Source organism: Streptomyces sp. NPDC025651, from assembly GCF_055558735.1.
In genome coordinates, this window is sequence record NZ_JBVHLZ010000001.1 from 131,785 (window position 1) to 147,907 (window position 16,123).

15 protein-coding genes and 1 tRNA gene are annotated in these 16,123 nt (G+C 71.6%); 8 read left to right on the forward strand and 8 right to left on the reverse strand.

All coding sequences use genetic code 11. From position 1 onward, the window contains the following. Positions 1–252 precede the first annotated feature (252 nt). From ACZ4D5_RS00500 to ACZ4D5_RS00515, 4 genes are read left to right on the forward strand one after another with little or no spacing between them, the layout of a single operon-like run. Positions 253–1,158: an FAD binding domain-containing protein gene (locus tag ACZ4D5_RS00500; protein WP_467770110.1), complete on the forward strand. Its 906-nt coding sequence runs from the start codon at positions 253–255 to the stop codon at positions 1,156–1,158. Next, positions 1,155–3,161: a (2Fe-2S)-binding protein gene (locus ACZ4D5_RS00505; RefSeq protein WP_467770111.1), complete on the forward strand. Its 2,007-nt coding sequence runs from the start codon at positions 1,155–1,157 to the stop codon at positions 3,159–3,161. The genes ACZ4D5_RS00500 and ACZ4D5_RS00505 overlap by 4 nt, the downstream gene beginning before the upstream one ends. Beyond that, the gene (locus ACZ4D5_RS00510) at positions 3,158–5,479 is read left to right on the forward strand and encodes a xanthine dehydrogenase family protein molybdopterin-binding subunit (RefSeq protein ID WP_467770112.1); all 2,322 of its coding nucleotides are present in this window, start codon (positions 3,158–3,160) and stop codon (positions 5,477–5,479) included. The genes ACZ4D5_RS00505 and ACZ4D5_RS00510 overlap by 4 nt, the downstream gene beginning before the upstream one ends. 42 nt (positions 5,480–5,521) lie before the next feature. After that, positions 5,522–6,064, forward strand: coding sequence for an AAA family ATPase (locus ACZ4D5_RS00515; protein WP_467770113.1), 543 nt, complete (start codon positions 5,522–5,524; stop codon positions 6,062–6,064). Positions 6,065–6,127: 63 nt separating this feature from the next. Here the strand turns inward: ACZ4D5_RS00515 and ACZ4D5_RS00520 are convergent, their stop codons facing one another. The 4 genes from ACZ4D5_RS00520 to ACZ4D5_RS00535 form a co-directional block, all read right to left on the reverse strand. Continuing rightward, positions 6,128–9,484: a S8 family peptidase gene (locus ACZ4D5_RS00520; RefSeq protein WP_467770114.1), complete on the reverse strand. Its 3,357-nt coding sequence runs from the start codon at positions 9,482–9,484 to the stop codon at positions 6,128–6,130. A gap of 213 nt (positions 9,485–9,697) precedes the next feature. Further along, a complete protein-coding gene (locus tag ACZ4D5_RS00525) occupies positions 9,698–10,354 on the reverse strand; it encodes a hypothetical protein (protein WP_467770115.1) in 657 nt (218 codons plus the stop codon). A 123-nt stretch (positions 10,355–10,477) separates the two neighbouring features. Next, positions 10,478–10,549, reverse strand: a tRNA-Cys gene (locus tag ACZ4D5_RS00530). Positions 10,550–10,674: 125 nt separating this feature from the next. Next, the gene (locus ACZ4D5_RS00535; RefSeq protein ID WP_467770116.1) at positions 10,675–11,277 is read right to left on the reverse strand and encodes a hypothetical protein; all 603 of its coding nucleotides are present in this window, start codon (positions 11,275–11,277) and stop codon (positions 10,675–10,677) included. A gap of 191 nt (positions 11,278–11,468) precedes the next feature. Between ACZ4D5_RS00535 and ACZ4D5_RS00540 the strand changes: the two genes are divergently transcribed. Next, positions 11,469–12,047 (forward strand): DinB family protein, encoded by a 579-nt coding sequence (locus ACZ4D5_RS00540; RefSeq protein WP_467771455.1) that lies wholly within the window; start codon positions 11,469–11,471, stop codon positions 12,045–12,047. 50 nt (positions 12,048–12,097) lie between these two features. On the opposite strand, the gene ACZ4D5_RS00545 is transcribed toward ACZ4D5_RS00540, so the two are convergent. From ACZ4D5_RS00545 to ACZ4D5_RS00555, 3 genes are all read right to left on the reverse strand, one after another. Beyond that, positions 12,098–12,964, reverse strand: a complete 867-nt coding sequence (locus ACZ4D5_RS00545; RefSeq protein ID WP_467770117.1) for a GNAT family N-acetyltransferase — start codon at positions 12,962–12,964, stop codon at positions 12,098–12,100. Positions 12,965–13,036: 72 nt separating this feature from the next. Continuing rightward, entirely contained in the window at positions 13,037–13,285 is a 249-nt protein-coding gene (locus ACZ4D5_RS00550) for a hypothetical protein (protein ID WP_467770118.1), read from the reverse strand. Positions 13,286–13,309: 24 nt separating this feature from the next. Beyond that, positions 13,310–13,747 carry an ATP-binding protein gene (locus ACZ4D5_RS00555; RefSeq protein WP_467770119.1) on the reverse strand — a complete coding sequence of 146 codons (438 nt, stop codon included), beginning with the start codon at positions 13,745–13,747 and terminating at the stop codon, positions 13,310–13,312. 69 nt (positions 13,748–13,816) lie between these two features. Here ACZ4D5_RS00555 and ACZ4D5_RS00560 point away from each other — a divergent pair, with 69 nt between their 5' ends. Genes ACZ4D5_RS00560 through ACZ4D5_RS00570 form a run of 3 tightly spaced genes read left to right on the forward strand, consistent with a single transcriptional unit; the run spans position 13,817 to position 15,329 of the window. After that, complete coding sequence (locus tag ACZ4D5_RS00560; RefSeq protein WP_467770120.1) at positions 13,817–14,569, forward strand: helix-turn-helix domain-containing protein; 753 nt, start codon at positions 13,817–13,819, stop codon at positions 14,567–14,569. After that, positions 14,566–14,838: a DUF397 domain-containing protein gene (locus ACZ4D5_RS00565; protein WP_467770121.1), complete on the forward strand. Its 273-nt coding sequence runs from the start codon at positions 14,566–14,568 to the stop codon at positions 14,836–14,838. The genes ACZ4D5_RS00560 and ACZ4D5_RS00565 overlap by 4 nt, the downstream gene beginning before the upstream one ends. A gap of 44 nt (positions 14,839–14,882) precedes the next feature. Next, positions 14,883–15,329, forward strand: coding sequence for a hypothetical protein (locus ACZ4D5_RS00570; protein WP_467770122.1), 447 nt, complete (start codon positions 14,883–14,885; stop codon positions 15,327–15,329). On the opposite strand, the gene ACZ4D5_RS00575 is transcribed toward ACZ4D5_RS00570, so the two are convergent. Next, on the reverse strand, positions 15,290–15,955 hold the full coding sequence (locus ACZ4D5_RS00575; RefSeq protein WP_467770123.1) for a hypothetical protein: 666 nt from the start codon (positions 15,953–15,955) through the stop codon (positions 15,290–15,292). The two genes, ACZ4D5_RS00570 and ACZ4D5_RS00575, sit on opposite strands and share 40 nt — an antisense overlap. Positions 15,956–16,123: the final 168 nt, after the last annotated feature.

The following is a 16,123-nucleotide window of genomic DNA, read 5'->3' on the forward strand; positions in this document are numbered from 1 at the left end:
GGCCGCCGGGCGCGACCGGCGCCGTGCAGAGCGCGTGAAATCGGCATATCCCCCTGGTCTCCGGACGAATGCCTCCTAGCGGACCCCCGCGTCGGGGCCCGGGGAAGATGTGCCAGAGTTGCCACGTCCGGGTTGTGAGCACGTACCGTACGGCGGAACAGGCGTAACGGTGACACGTCGCGAACGGCGAGCACCTCATGTACGCGACGTACGTGAGGTACGCGGCCGGGCATCGGGAAGGGGCAGCCGGTTTTGACCACGCACGCGCCGCAGTCGGCACAGACACCGCACTCGGTGAAGCTGCCCGCCACGCTCGACGAGGCAGTGGCGGCACTCACCGCCATGCCCGCCGCCGTGCCCGTCGCCGGCGGCACGGACCTGATGGCCTCGGTCAACTCGGGGCAGCTGCGCCCCGCCGCCCTCGTCGGCCTCGGCCGCATCAGCGAGATCCGCGGCTGGCAGTACCAGGACGGGCACGCGCTGCTCGGCGCCGGTCTCACCCACGCCCGCATGGGCCGCCCCGACTTCGCCGCCCTGATCCCCGCCCTGGCCGCCGCCGCGCGCGCCGCGGGGCCGCCGCAGATCCGCAACGCGGGCACCCTCGGCGGCAACATCGCGTCGGCCGCGCCCACCGGTGACGCGCTGCCCGTGCTCGCCGCGCTCGAAGCCGTCCTGATCGTCGCGGGACCCGGCGGCGTCCGCCGCGAGGTCCCCGTCTCGCACCTGCTCGCGGGCATGGAGATGCTCCGCCCCGGCGAGCTCATCGGCTTCGTACGCGTACCGCTGCTGCACGCCCCCCAGGTCTTCCTCAAGGCGACCGGACGCACCGGCCCCGGCCGGGCCATCGCGTCCGTCGCGCTGGTCCTCGACCCCGCGCGGCGCGGGGTGCGGTGCGCGGTCGGCGCCATAGCGCCGATGCCGCTGCGGCCCCTTGAGGCCGAGGAGTGGGTGGCCTCGCTGATCGACTGGGACGGGGAGCGCGGCAGTCTCGTGCCGGAGGCGGTGACCGCCTTCGGTGAGTACGTCGCCGCCGCGTGCGTCCCCGAACTGCCCCCGGCGGCCGACGGCACCGAACAGCCGCTGCCGCCCGCCGTACTGCACCTGCGGCGCACCGTCGCCGCACTGGCCCGACGAGCACTGGGGAGGGCGCTGTCGTGAGCGACGACCGGCACGACGAGGACCTGGCGGGCGGCGGCTGGCAGCCGCATCCGCAGGGCGAGTACGACTCGGACGCCACGGCGTTCGTGCAGCTCCCCGAGGGCATGCTGGACGTGCCGCTCGCCGCGCCCGGGCACGGCTATGTCCCGCCGCAGATAACGGTCGCCCCGACCACCGCCGACGCCACCGACCCCGCCGCCACGGGCGCGTGGGTCATGCCGCCCGAGGTGACCGGCGCGGCCGGCGGCGGCCGCGCCGTGCGGTGGCCCGACGCGGGCACGGTCCAGGAACAGCAGCCGGAGGCCCCGGCGCAGGCCCCTGCCGAGCACCAGGGGTACGACCCCCGGGCGACCGGCCAGTGGAGCTTCGCCGAGGCGGAGGCCGCGGAACGGTCCTACGGGCAGGGCTACGGCCAGGAGTACGGCCAGGCCGCCGAGCAGGCGTACGACTACGGGCACGCGGCCGCGGCTCCCTCGTCCGACGTCACGGGGCAGTGGTCCATCCCGGTCGCCGACGGTGATCTTCCGGACGAGTCGGGCGAGTTCACGACGTCCTCGCTCGCGGCGCAGTGGGGAGGGGGCGTGCCTCCCGCGACCCTGCCCGGCGGGGCGCCCGCGCCGTGGGCGACGGGGGTCGGCGCGGGTGCGCCCTGGGGGACGCAGCCGCAGGAACAGGGTGTCGAGCAGCCGCAGGAGGCTCCTGCTCCTGCCCCTGCCCCTGCTCCGGAGCCGGAGGGCAGGCCGGAGAGCCGGTTCGAGCAGACGACGCTGCTGCGGGCGATCAGCGTGACCGATGAGCGGCCTGTCGCCGAGCCTCCCGCCGAGCCCGTGGAGGAGCTCGCGGGGGAGGGTGTGCCTGCCGTCGAGGCCGTGGAGCACGTGGACGAAGTGGCGGACGCGGAGGCGGAGTCCGCCGAGTTCGCCGAGGCCGTTGAGGCGGCAGAGGCCGCAGAGATCCTTGAGGCTGCTGGGCCTCTGGATTCCCTTGAGCCTGCGGACAGTTCGGCCGAATCGGCTGAAGCATTCGAAGCGGCTGAAACGGCTGAAACGGCCGAATCGGCTGAAGTGATCGAACCGGCCGAGGTGGTCGAACCGGTCGAATCAGCCGAACCGGTTGAATCGGCCGAACCGGTTGAAACGGTTGAAACGGTTGAACCGGTCGAGAGTGGCGAGGGCCTTGAAGGTGCCGAAACGGGCGCGGCCGGTGAGCCGGACGTAGCGGCTGCAGCGGCCGCAGCGGCGGAAACGGCCCCAGAAGCCCTCGACGCCATCGAAGCCCCCGACGCCCTCGCGGCCGCCGGAGCCGTCGAAGCCCCCGAAATCGCCCCCGCCCCCCTCCACGACGACCACCCCCTCGTCTCCTACGTCCTGCGCGTGAACGGCACCGACCGTCCCGTCACCGACGCCTGGATCGGCGAGTCCCTGCTCTACGTGCTGCGCGAGCGACTCGGCCTCGCGGGCGCCAAGGACGGCTGCTCGCAGGGCGAGTGCGGGGCCTGCAACGTCCAGGTGGACGGCCGCCTCGTCGCCTCCTGCCTGGTGCCCGCCGCCACCACCGCGGGCAGCGAGATCCGCACCGTCGAGGGCCTCGCCGTCGACGGGCAGCCCTCCGACGTGCAGCGTGCGCTCGCCGCGTGCGGCGCGGTGCAGTGCGGCTTCTGTGTGCCGGGCATGGCCATGACCGTGCACGACCTCCTGGAGGGCAACCCCGCCCCCACCGACCTGGAGACCCGCCGCGCCCTGTGCGGCAACCTCTGCCGCTGCTCCGGCTACCGCGGTGTGCTCGACGCCGTGCGCGAGGTCGTCGCCGAGCGCGAGGCCGTCGCCGCCGCCGAGCCCGCGGCGCAGGACGAGCACGCGGACGAGGCGCGCATTCCGCACCAGGCGGGGCCGGGCGCCGGCGGCGTCCACGGCGGCATGTACGACGGCGGAACACCCGGCGGCGGGTACGAGGGACCCGCCGGACCACAGGGACCCTACGGCCAGGACGGGGGCCAGGCGTGAGCAACGAATCCATCACCGCGGCCACGTCAGCCGCGGCGCCCTCGGGCGGCCCCGAGCAACTGCCGCACGGCATCGGCTCGTCGCTGCCTTCGGCGCAGTGCCGCGCCAAGACGGAAGGCACCTTCCCCTACGCCTCCGACCTGTGGGCCGAGGGCCTGCTGTGGGCGGCGGTCCTGCGCTCCCCGCACGCGCACGCGCGCATCGTGTCCATCGACACCAGCCACGCGCGCGAGATGCCGGGCGTCCGCGCGGTCGTCACGCACCAGGACGTCCCGGGCGAGCAGTCGCACGGCCGCAGGACGCCGGACCGGCCGGTCTTCGCCTCCGACGTCGTACGCCACCACGGCGAGCCCATCGCGGCGGTCGCCGCCGACCACCCCGACACCGCGCGCATGGCGGCCGCCGCCGTCATCGTCGAGTACGAGGTGCTCGAACCGGTCACCGACCCCGAGAAGGCCTTCGAGGCCGAACCGCTGCATCCCGACGGCAACCTGATCCGCCACATCCCGCTGCGGCACGGCGACCCGGAGGCGGCGGGCGAGTTCGTCGTCGAGGGCCTGTACCGCATCGGCCGCCAGGACCCCGCGCCGATCGGTGCGGAGGCGGGCCTCGCGGTGCCGCGGCCGGACGGGGGAGTGGAGCTGTACACCGCCTCCACCGATCCGCACGCCGACCGCGACCGCGCCGCCGCCTGCTACGGCCTCACCCCGGACCATGTGAAGATCGTCGTCACGGGCGTGCCCGGCGCGAGCGCCGACCGCGAGGACGCGAGCTTCCAACTCCCGCTCGGGCTCCTGGCGTTGCGGACCGGCTGCCCGGTCAAGCTCACCGCGACGCGCGAGGAGTCCTTCCTCGGCCACGCCCACCGCCACCCCACGCTCCTGCGCTACCGCCACCACGCGGACGCCGAGGGCCGCCTGGTGAAGGTGGAGGCGCAGATCCTGCTCGACGCGGGTGCGTACGCGGACACCTCCTCGGAGGCGCTGGCCGCGGCCGTCTCCTTCGCCTGCGGTCCGTACGTCGTGCCCAACGCCTTCATCGAGGGCTGGGCGGTGCGCACGAACAACCCGCCCTCCGGGCATGTGCGGGGCGAGGGCGCGCTGCAGGTGTGTGCCGCGTACGAGGCCCAGATGGACAAGATCGCCAAGAAGTTGGGGATCGACCCGGCCGAGGTGCGGCTGCGCAACGCCATGGCGACGGGCGACATCCTGCCCACCGGCCAGACGGTGACCTGCCCGGCCCCGGTCGCCGAACTCCTCACGGCGGTACGGGACTTCCCGCTGCCCGACCTGCCCAAGGACACCCCCGAGGAGGAGTGGCTGCTGCCCGGCGGCCCCGAGGGCGCGGGCGAACCGGCCGCGGTGCGCCGCGGCGTCGGCTACGGCCTCGGCATGGTCCAACTCCTGGGCGCCGAGGGCGCGGACGAGGTCTCCACGGCCACCGTGAAGGTCCAGGACGGCCGGGCCACGGTCATCTGCGCGGCCGTCGAGACCGGCCAGGGCTTCTCCACGCTGGCCCGGCAGATCGTCCAGGAGACGCTCGGCATCGACGACGTGCGCGTGGCTCCCGTCGACACGGACCAACCCCCGGCGGGCCCGAGCTGCCGAGGACGCCACACCTGGGTGTCGGGCGGCGCGGTGGAGCGCGCGGCGAAGATGGTGCGTACGCAGCTTCTCCAGCCGCTCGCCCACAAGTTCGGCATGTCCACCGAGCTGCTGCAGATCACCGACGGCAAGATCACCTCGTACGACGGCGTGCTCTCCACGACCGTCACCGAGGCCATGGACGGCAAGGAGCTGTGGGCCACGGCCCAGTGCCGCCCGCATCCGACGGAGCCGCTGGACGCGAACGGCCAGGGTGACGCGTTCGTGGGCATGGCGTTCTGCGCGATCCGCGCGGTGGTCGACGTGGACATCGAGATCGGCTCGGTCCGCGTCGTCGAACTGGCCGTCGCCCAGGACGTGGGCCGCATCCTCAACCCCGCCCAGCTGAAGGCCCGTATCGAGGCGGGTGTCACACAGGGCGTGGGCGCGGCCCTCACGGAGAACCTCCGCACGCCGCGCGGCCTGGTCCGCCACCCGGACCTGACCGGCTACGCCCTGCCCACCGCCCTGGACACCCCCGACATCCGCATCGTGAAGCTGGTGGAGGAGCGGGACGTCGTGGCCCCCTTCGGCGCGAAGGCGGCCAGCGCGGTCCCGGTCGTGACGTCCCCCGCGGCCATCGCGTCGGCGGTCCGCGCGGCGACGGGCCGCCCGGTCAACCGCCTCCCGATCCGGCCGCAGGCGGCGGTGGCGCAGGAGGCCGCGGCGCGATAATCCTGAGGCGGCGGCGCCCGGCGCACTGGCACGATGGGGGGCATGACTACCTCTGACCCCGGTGGCGTCGTCGTCATCACCGGCATCATGGCGTCCGGAAAGTCCACGGTGGCGCAGGCGTTGGCCGAGCGGCTCACGAAGGCCGTGCATGTGCGGGGGGACGTCTACCGCCGGATGATCGTCTCGGGCGGCGTGGAGTACGAGCCCGATGCCGGGGGCGAGGCGGAGGCCCAACTCCGCCTGCGCTACCGCCTGTCGGCGTCGACCGCCGACGCGTACGCCGAGGCGGGCTTCACCGCGGTCGTCCAGGACGTCATCCTGGGCCCGGAGTTGAAGACCTACGTCGAACTGGTCCGCACCCGCCCTGCGTACGTCGTCGTGCTCGCCCCGCGCCCCGACGCGGTCGCCGCCCGCGAGGCGGGACGCGGCAAGACGGGGTACGGCGCGTGGACGGTGGAGGACCTGGACACGGGCCTGCGCGAGACCACGCCGCGGATCGGACTCTGGCTGGACAGCTCGGAGTTGACGGTGGAGCAGACCGTGGACGCGATTCTGGAGCGGATCGAGGAAGCGCGGGTGGGCTGACGCCCTGGCAGGGCCGAAGCCCGGGTGAGGTCACCCCACCCGGGCTTCGGCGTGCGCCGACCGCTACTTGCCGAAGTAGGCGTCGTACACGGACAGCGTCGACTTGTTGCCGTCCTTGTCCGTGATCCTGGCCCGGAGCGAGACTGACTTGTTCTTCGCCGGGTTCTTCACGGATACCTTCCCGTCCCGGACGGGCGTCTTCGTCCAGGTCCGGCCCTGGTCGTAGGAGACGTACACGGAAAGGGACGTGAGGTTGCCCGCGCCCGCCGCCGAGCCCTGGACCTTCACCGGCACGGACTGGGGCGCGCCCGCGGGGGCCCGGCTCGCCAGGTCGAGCTTCGGGGCGAACCGGACGGTGGAGGCGGGGAGTCGGGCGCTCTCCACCCTTTTGGAGCGGAACGTCCAGCTCACGTCGACCCGGGACGAGGCCCTGGCGACCTTCGGGCTGCGCTTCACGGAGGCCGTCAGCCGGTACTCGGCGTCGTCCGCCGGGACCTTGAAGGTCTTGGAGCCGGTCATCGGGTCGTCGTTCTCGGCGAGCTTCGTGCCGTTGCGGTAGAGCGTCGACTTCGCCGAGGAGTACATCGACCAGCCGGGGTGTCCCTCGCCGTCGGCGAAGACGCTGATGCGGGCGCCGAGTCGATCGCCCTCACGGAAGACGCCCACGTCCTTGCCGAGGGCGGGGCCGTGGACACCGGTGTTGCACGTCTTCGTGTACGTACGGCCCGCCTCGATGGTCTGCGGGGTGATCTCGTGTGAGGTCTCCGGGATCGTTTCGTCCTGGTCATCCTTGTCGTACTGCTCGCATTCGATGCCCCACTTCACTCCGTCCAACGTGGTCACATGCACCGTCTGGGTGCGGGGCAGCTTCCTCCTCGGGAGGATGTGCGACGTGCCGCCGGACCCCGGGAGGTAGCCGGCGGGGAGGATGTATCCCACCCGGTCGGGGGCCGACGCCCCCATGGCGACCTTCACCGGGGTGAAGTCGCCGGGCTTGAGGTGTTTGGTGTAGCCGGTCGTGAGCTTCTTGACCTTGCCGCCGAAGGCCATCTCGTAGCGGGTGCCCGTGCCCTTCGTCCAGGTGGCGAGCCACTGCTCCGCGAGGCCCTCGCGCACCTCGGGGCCGAGGTGCGCGGTGCGCAGCCCCTTGACGGAGCTGATGTCGACCCCCGAGTCGGTGCCTCCGTACGAATAGGAGGGCGCGGCGTACACCAGCTTGGCGTCGCGGTCCGCGAACGTGATGTCGACCGGCTTCGCCTTGCGGGCGTCGAGCGTCACCGTCATGTTCTTGTCGACGGTCAGCCGGGGCTGTACGAGCCAGTCGATGCCTTTGCCGCTGTTGTCCGGGTCGACGTAGATCGACCAGTCGAGGAGGTAACTGCCCTTGGCGACACGGACCTTGCCGGCGCCGGAGTTGTCGCCGGGGAAGAGCTGGCGGCCCTTGTCGGCGCCGGTGGTGGCGTATATGAGGGGCGAGTAGTGCGGTGCGGGCCGACCGTCCCGGCCGACGGTCTTCAGCGTCACGTCGTACCGCTCGACCTCCCGGTCCACCACGGCCGCGGTACGCACGGACTGGCCGCCGCCGCTCGCGACGACGTACGCGGAGTAGGTGCCGTTGACCGAGCCGCCGGGCCGCGTGTCGGCGGTCAGGTCGACGGATGCGGTGCCGCCGGCCGGGACCGTGACCTTCTTCGCGCCGAGGGTGAAGGAGTCGGCGGGGGCGGGGCTGCCCTTCGGGTCGGTGGCCTCGACGGTGAGGCCGAGGGTGAGGTCGTCCTTGCCGAGGTTCTTGTACGTCACCTTCTTGGTGACCGGCTCGTCGTCGGTGTGCGGCCACAGCCGCGTGCCGAAGTCGAGGGAAGCGGGCTCGGCGATCACGGACTGCTTGATGGCCCTGTCGACGGCGATACGGCCTGAACCCTGCTGGAACGGCGTGTACTTGCCGCCCTTGGTGGACGCGGTGAGCGCGCCCTTGAGCTCGGCGTGCTTCCAGTCCGGGTGCCGCTGCTTGAGCAGCGCCGCGGCGCCCGCGACGTGCGGGGTCGCCATCGACGTACCCGAGATCGTCAGGTAGCCCTCGGGGTTCTGGCCGACCTCCTTCTCGATGGCGGAGCCGGGGGCGGCCGCCGCCGTGATGTCCACGCCCGGCGCGGTCACGTCGGGCTTGATCGCGCCGCCGCCCGCGCGCGGGCCCCGGCTGGAGAAGTCGGCGAGCTTGTCGTTGTCGTCGACGGCGCCGACGGTGAGGGCGGCGTCGGCGCTGCCGGGGGAGCCCACGGTGCCGGGTGCCCCGTCGTTGCCCGCCGAGATGGCGAAGAGGATGCCCTTGTCCTTGGACAGCTTGTTCACGGTGGCTTCGAGCGGGTCGACACCCGGGGTGTCGCCGCCGCCGAGGCTGAGGTTGACGACGTCGGCGCCCTGGGCGGCCGCCCATTCCATGCCTGCGATGACGCCTGAGTCGTCGCCCGTGCCGTCGTCGGCGAGGACCTTGCCGCTGAGCAGCTTGGCGCCGGGCGCGACGCCCTTGAACTTCCCGCCGGACTTGGCGCCGGTGCCCGCCGCGGTGGACGCGACATGCGTGCCGTGGCCGACGCGGTCCTTGGCGTCGGCCTCGGTCGAGAAGTTCTTCTCGGCGAGGATCTGCCCCTTGAGGTCGGGGTGGGTGGCGTCGACGCCCGAGTCGAGTACGGCGATCTTGACGCCCTTGCCGTCGTAGCCCGCGTCCCACGCCTTGTCGGCACCGATCTGCCGGACACTCTTGTCGAGGGTGGCCTTGCGGGTGCCGTCGAGCCAGACGTGGGCGATGCCCGGGGCCTCGCCCCTGCCGCTGGTGAGGGCGGACCAGAGCTTGCCCGCGTCCTGCTCGGGCGTGGTGAGGGCCTCGGCGTTCAGTGTCTTCAGGGCCCTGCGGACGGTGGTGTCGCCGGCGGCGCGGACGTCCGCCTTGGCGTGGGCCGCCGCGCCCTTGTAGCCGACGATCAGCTTGAGGCCCTTCCGCTGGGCCGCACGGTTGCGCTTCTTGCTCAACTCCGTGACGTCGAACAGGCGTTGGTCGATCCGGCTGTCGGCTATCAGGCGCTGCGCGTCGGCGGGGAGCACGAAGGTGTGGCCCGTCGGCGCGCGGTGTGTCCGGACGGGGATGCGCTCGCGGCCCTTGGCCGGGGCGAATCGTGTGACGCGGCCGTCGGTGTCGACGGTGACGCGGTCGCCGGTGATGAGGGTGAGTCGGTGGCCGGTCCTGCCTTGTGAGGTGGCGTTCTTGCCTTGTGCGGCGGTGGCGCTCGTGGTGGTGGTGGCGGTTGCGGTCCGTGACGGTCCGTCCTGCTCGGCCGACGCGGGGCTGGTCATGCCTGCCGCGAGGGCCACGGCGGCGGCCGTGGCGATGGTGGCCGCGCACGCTCTCTTCGCGTGATTGCGCAAGATTCCCCCTGGAATCGAGTGGACTCGTGGCACCGAAGTGCCGTTCCGGGAGTATGTGGGCACGGCCATGCCTGATCCCAACTCCGTTACGAGATCGAGGAGTTGGGGTTATATGTTCGTGTGGTTCCCAAGAGAAACTGAGAGATGCTTCACGGGAACCCGGGGGGCTGGGGGCTCGGGACCCTGGGGGTTGGGGAGGGTTACCAGATGTCGTCATCGGTGGTGCTGTCTTCGGGTCCGTGGGCGCCGCTCGGCCTGCGGGCGCCGCTCTGAGAACTCGTTGTGGGATTTCAGCACTGTGACGTGGGTCCGGTACGCCGCGCCCTGCTCGTTCCCCCGCCAGTCCGCGCGTACGTAGCCGATCGCGCGGCACGGCCACGTCCGCTCGCCGCCCGCCTCCCGGCAGAGGAGGTCGAGGCGGATCTCCAGCTCGCCCCTGTGCTGCCGCGTCGTCCTGACCTTCAGGGTCTTGGTGGTGCCGGGGGCGGTGTGCCGCCAGATCAGTACGCCGTCGTCGTCGGCGCCGATGACGTCGGCGGGGGAGTCGTCGAGATGGGTCGTGACGCGGGCCTCCTCGACCGGGGAGCCGCCGGTCTGCCGGAGGGCGACGAGGATGTCGGGATAGCCGTTGCCGCCGCTGTGGACATCGGTTTCGACAACGGTGAAGACGGGGCAGTCGGCCTGGTCGCGCCGCTCGCGTTCGTGGGTCGACTGGGCCCGCATGATCTCGACTTGGGCGAGCGCGGCGCCCGCCTGGGCGTCGGCTGCGAGGGCGGCCTGCCTGGCGACGCGGACCTGCCACCAGGCGGCGCCGGCGGCGGCTGCCGCGACGACGGCGGAGGCCGTCGCGATGTAGTCCCCAGCTTCCACCCGGCACCCCTGCCTCATGGCCCGCGCGTCTGTCGTCGTGACGGACTCACCCTAGTGAGAAGGGGAGCACGAGGTCGGGGGGAACGGGCGAGGGGCGGCCCGTGGGGACCGCCCCTCGGGCGGAGGCCGTGGCGGGAATCGAACCCGCGTTACTGGATTTGCAGTCCAGCCCCTCAGCCACTCGGGCACACGGCCAAGTCGTCGACCTGACCTCTCGAACGTAGCCGTGGCCTGCCGGAACCCTCAAGGGATCACGGGGTGCCGCAATGGGACTGCCATGCGGCGTTCATGAACGGGGGTGGGCGTCGGCTTCCGGTGCGCTACGACGCCTCCTCGACCCGGTCGACGAGCAGCTCCGCGACCGGCTGGACGTCACCGGGCTCCTTGAGGTCTTCTCCCGTGACGCCGACCACCACTTCGCCGACGCGCATCGTCACCCGGGTCGCGTGGAAACCCGACTCGTGCGTGGACCATGCCTCGGTGTCCTGCGCGCCCGCGTCGATCTTCGCGGGCTGTGACCCTGCGCCGCGGCCCGCGCCGACCAGATTCCGCATGACCGACTTCGCCCCGCCCTCGGACTCGAAGGACAGGACGACCACATGGGCCTTGTGCTCGCGATCCCCCTCGGCCCGGTTCACCGTGCCTTCGTCGTACGTGTCGGACCCGACGGCGACCACTTCGGCGCGAGCGCACTTCGCGGCCATCGACGTGCACTGCTCGACGGCCTCCTCGCCCTTGAGCACCTCGGGGTCGGCCTCGCCGCGCCACCCGCGGGGGAGGTCCTCGCGGTCGGGCATGGCGTCACGCATCTGCTCCGCCGTGAGCCCGACGGCCGCCTCACCGCCGTCACTCCTCGTACAGGCGGAGAGGCCGACCGCCGCGCAGACGATCGCCAGAGCTGTGCCCCGCAATCCTGTACCCACGGCAACTCCCCCTGCCCATAGGCCATGTGAGGTGAGATCAGTGAACCCCGTCGTCCCCTCGGGCACCACTGTCGTGGCGCACGCCTTTTGCATATAGGTCAGAGCCTGGCCTATAGGGCTTCTAGCGTCGGGGTCGTACGACGGAGCGGCGACGACGTGAGGTGGAGACCATGACCGAGGCATCGACGAGCGTGACGGCGAACGAGGCGACGAGTGTGACGGCGAACGGGGCGGCGGACAAGGCTGCGAACGGGGCGGCACCCGTCGGCGAGCGCGCGGACCTGCTCGACGCCCTTGCCAAGCACCGCGAGTTCCTCCGCTTCACCACCCGCGACCTCACCGACGAGCAGGCCGGGCTGCGCACCACCGCGAGCGAGCTGTGCCTGGGAGGGCTGGTCAAGCACGTCACCTCGGTCGAGCGCGTGTGGGCCGACTTCATCCTGAACGGTCCTTCGGCCTCGGGCGGCGTGACCGACATGACCGAGGAGGACTGGGCCCGGCGCGCCGACGAGTTCCGGATGCTGCCCGGCGAGACTCTCGTCGGCGTGCTCGACGCCTACGCCGACGCCGCCCGCCGCACCGACGAGTTGGTCGGCTCCCTGCCCGGCCTGGACGTGAGTCACCCGCTGCCGGAAGCCCCGTGGACCGAGCCCGGCACCCGGTGGTCGGCCCGGCGCGTACTGCTGCACATCATCGGAGAGACCGCCCAGCACGCGGGGCACGCCGACATCATCCGCGAGTCCTTGGACGGTGCCCGGAGCATGGGCTGATCGCCCCCGGCAAGCGTCGTGGCCCTGGCCGGGCCGCCGCCCGAACATTCTCAGGCGGCTCGGATGACGTCCAGCCGTTCGGGCGACGGCTCGTATCCAGCCGCCCTGTAGGTGGCGACGGCTGCGGCGTTCGAACTCGGGGTGGCGACGAGCGCACTTGAGGCGCCCATCTCGCGCAGTGCCGCCGCGGCGGCGACGCAGATCGCCGCCCCGTGGCCGCGACCACGATGGTCGGCGTGGACACCCATCGGCTCCAGCAGGCCGGGCTTGCCGGGCCCGGCCGACCAGATCGTCACCGCGGCCACCGCGTTGTCCTGGTCGTCGTAGCCGATCAGACAGCGGGCGTCGGCGTAGACCGGCCCGGCCGCCAGGACGTGCCAGTTCTCCTCGGTGAACCACGGGCTGGCGAACGCCGAGCGGTGCACCGCGGTCCGCGTCCCCGCCGTCCGAGGACCGGCCACCTCGATCCGCAGGCCGGAGTCCTTCACCGGCTCGGAGAGATCGCGGCGCAGCGGCGTCCACGGATCGTCCAGATGCCAGCCCGCCTCCACGAGGATCTCGCGGAGCAGGGCGCCGTTGGGGATCTCGAGACCGACCTTCCCGGGCGGCAGGACCCCGCGCTCCGGATCGTCGAGGTCCGCGAGGAGCCGACGCGCCAGAGCCTCGTCCTGTCGCAGGTCCGGCGCGGTCGTGAGGCGCAGCACATCGGGGGCGTCCAGGTAACCGACGGCGATGATCCGCCCGTCCGTGCTCCAGGTGCGGACCGCGGCGGCCAGCTTCTCCGCGCCCAGCGCCCAGGCCCAGCCGAGGTCTCCCGGATGGAGTTGCAACGGTGTCCGGTCGTCCTGCCATGCGCGGAGCGCGTCCACGGCCCCGGTCAGTCCGTCGACGCCGGGCTCGTTCAAAACGATCGTCATAGCCCCGCATCCCACACCATCGCGGCAACCGGCCGCACCCGGATTTCCCTCGGCCCGGCAGAGCAACAGACCCTAGGCGGCTGGTTGTTCCTGGGCGCGGCACGCGACGCAGCGGCCCGGATCCGGTGCGCGGAAGGCGCGGTCGCAGCTTTCGCAGTTCTGGAGAGGGTCCGGGCGAGTGGGGCGTACGGGGTCGGGGGCGGCCGGGAGCGGTGGTGGCAGGAGTTCCGTGAGGCGGTGGGCCAGCAGGGCCGCCGCGATGCGGACCTCGCCCTCGTTCCTTACGTTCTTGATGTCGCGCCTCACCGAACGCGGGGCCACCAGGGCGTGGAAACCTCGATGCGGTCAAGTGGGACGAGGGAGGTCGATTTCCGCCCAGATCGTTTTGCAGGGGCGCGGGGTCAGGGCCGTTCCCCAGCGGTCGGCGAGGGTGTCGATCAGGAACAGGCCGCGCCCCGACTCGGCCTCATGCGGAGGGAGTTGGGGTGCGGTCGGTGGGCGGTGGCCCGCCCGTGCGTCCGTCACCTCGATACGGAGCGTGTTCGTCCCGGAGAGCGTCAGGGTCAGGCGGAAGCTCCTTCCGGGTACGTGACCGTGCGGCACGGCGTTGTTCGCCAGCTCGGCGACGATCTGCTCTGCGGTCTCGTACGGGCTTCCCCAGCTGCGGAGTTTCTCTCCCGCCAGCAGTCGGGCCAGCCGTGCGCCTCTGCGGGTCGCCGAGAGCAGGATCGTGAACTGGTGTACGGGCGTGGGGGTTTGGGTGCGCGTGGTTTCTCGGTTCACGTCACTCAGCGTGGCCCCTCTGGGTACGAGTGCGCGTTGGGCTTGGACGGTACGTCGGAGGTGGGCGCGGTGGAAGAACGCAACGACGGTGTGGATGAACCTGGTTGGGACGTGGATCCCGGTGACGAGATCAGTTCCGTCGTCGAGATGGTCGGTCAGCATCTGAAGCTGCGGCGGGAGGCGGCGGGGCTGCGGGTGGCCGAGTTCGGGGAGGCGATCGGGTACGGGGAGGACTTGATCCGGAAGATCGAGCGAGGGGCGCGGATTCCTCGTCCCGAGTATCTGGACGAGGTGGACGAGGTGCTGGAGGCGGGTGGGCTTGTCTCCGCGATGAAGAAGGAGATGCGGGAGGCGAGGTATCCGAAGAGGGTTCGGGAGTTGGCGAAGCTGGAGGAGCGGGCCGTCGAGTTGGGGTTGTACAGCAATCACAGCATCCATGGGCTGTTGCAGACCGAGGGTTATGCACGGGCGCTGTTCGCGATGCGGAGGCCTGCGTACTCGTCGGACGAGGTGGAGCGTGCGGTGGCGGCGCGGATGGCTCGGCAGTCCATCTTTGAGCGTTCGCCCGCTCCTGAGCTCAGCTTCATCCAGGAAGAGGTGACGCTCAGGCGGCCGCTTGGAGGGAGAATGGTTCTGCGTGCGCAGCTCGAACGTCTGCTTGAGGTAGGGAAGTTGCGGAACGTCGAGATTCAGGTGATGCCGATCGACCGCGAGGAGCACGCCGGAGTGGATGGCGGGATCGAGCTGCTGAAGTTCCGGGCCCAGGCTCTTTCGCCACCGGAGTCGCTGGCCTTCATCGAGCAAGCGCTGGGAGAGACATGATTCGCAAGGCCTCTGCCGGGGACGCCGCTGAGCTGAACTGGTTCAAGAGCAGCTACAGCAGTGGCAGTGAAGGCGACAGTTGCGTCGAGGTCGCCCTGGAGTGGCACAAGAGCAGCTACAGCGACAGCAGTAACGGCGAGGACTGCGTAGAGGTAGCCACCACCCCCTCCACCATCCACATCCGCGACTCCAAGACCCCCACCGCCCCCCACTTCACCGTCACCCCCACCACCTGGCGTTACTTCGTCACGTACGCGTCAGGGAACTGACACACAGACACCGCCAGTTGATCACCCGGACGTACAGTCCGGGCGTGACCAACTCCAGCCACGAACCCGTCTTCAAGCGCAGCGCCTGGGGCACCAACCACTACGCCTTCAACCCCAACAACCCCATCGGCCTCGCCCTCATCATCGCGGCGTTGCTCTTCGCCGGCGGCAGCGTGATCTACCTGTACTCCAGCTCCCGCTGGAGCGAGGGCGAGCTGCGCGATGCCGTGTACGCCGTCACGGAAGACCTCGACGGCTCGTACGACGGCAGTCCGGAGGGGTACGAGAGCGGCTACAGCGGCGGCTACGAGGAGCGGATACAGCGGGAGCTTGAGGCCACCGACGGTGCGCCGAAGACCGGGCTCCGGGTGAACGAGACGTCCGAGGACCGCTACGAGGTCAGCGCCACCCACACCGATGCCGTCTACTGCATGCACGTCGCGCGCAAGGACTACCTCATCAGCGCCTCCGCCGACGAAGGCTCCTGCTGACCTGGCTGTTGCCCCGCCCGCCTCCTCCTCCAGTACGCCACCGTCACCGCCGCAAGGAGCGGTCCCCACAGCAGCAGCGGCAGATAGCTCGCGTAGAAGAGGAATCCCTCCCAACCACCTTGATCTCCGGGGTAGTCCGCAGGGGACTCGTCCCCGCGGATCGTGACGCCGCGCATGTCGCTGATCAGTGCCGTCGTCCACATCGCCGTCACGGCGAGCGCGCCGAGCGCCGCCGGGATCACGGCGGCCGGTGGCCTGACCCTGCGGCCGCCGAGCAGGGGCATCCAGCGCGGGACCACCTCGCCCCACGCCGCCACCAGGCCGACCGCGGTGAACGCGATCAGTTCGGACAGGACCGAGAGGAGGAGCACGTACAGCTCGCCGGGGAGCCAGGAGGGCAGGTCGCCGTCCTTCCCGTCGGCGCTCCCGGCGAAGGCTCCGCCCAGTCGCCAGAGGCTCGACGGCAGGACGGCGAGCGGAATGGCGTACGCGGCTCTCCGGGCCCAGAGCGGGACTCCCGGCACGGGCGCGTGCGCCTTGCGCCAGGCCGTGCGCAGGCGGCCTGCGGACGGGGGCGATGACGGGGGCGGTGACGCGGGCGGTGTGGTGAGCGATGTCGTCGTCATGGCCCGAAGGCTGCCAATCGCGGGCCCGCCCGGGGATCGCCCGCCGGTCCGAAGTCGCGGGACAAGGCTCCGCCGCGCGGGGGAGCCCCTGTGCGACCACGGGTCGTACGACCAAGGAACCAAGAATCCTCCGCCCCTGGACAGGGGTAAAAGCCGCCCACGCCTCTT